This is a genomic window from Pseudomonas sp. (genome assembly GCF_032058845.1).
In the GTDB taxonomy this organism is placed as follows: Bacteria; Pseudomonadota; Gammaproteobacteria; order Pseudomonadales; family Pseudomonadaceae; genus Aquipseudomonas.
This window is the reverse complement of record NZ_DAMCCR010000105.1, coordinates 14,270-14,600: the sequence shown is the minus strand read 5'-3', so window position 1 is coordinate 14,600 and position 331 is coordinate 14,270. Positions and strand designations below refer to the sequence as shown.

Here is a 331-nt window from a genome sequence, read left to right as displayed (position 1 = left end):
CTGCGCCTGGGCCAAGGCCAGCAGTGGCAGGTGCGCCGCACGCCACACCGCACTTACTCCGGCGAGCAAGGCACCGGCCACGCTGACCAGCAGCCCCGTGGCCCACCACGCCGGGCTCAGGCTCAACTGGCCGGCTACCTGTGCGCCATAAAGCCCGCGCATGCTGGCGGCCACATCCGGCAGCAGCAACGCCGCCAACAGGTAGCCGCCAGCCACCCCCGCCAGGCCGCCGAGCACGGCGAACAGCCCCAGCTCAATGGCCAGTGCCGTCAGCACCGTGCGCAAGTTGACACCGCAGGCGCGCAGGGTGCGGATCAATCCACGGCGCTGT

Annotated in this window: 1 protein-coding gene; it reads right to left on the bottom strand. The window is 71.3% G+C overall.

From position 1 onward, the window contains the following. A partial coding sequence (locus RT028_RS17020) for an FtsX-like permease family protein (protein ID WP_312936283.1) occupies nt 1–331 on the bottom strand: 331 nt, incomplete at both ends.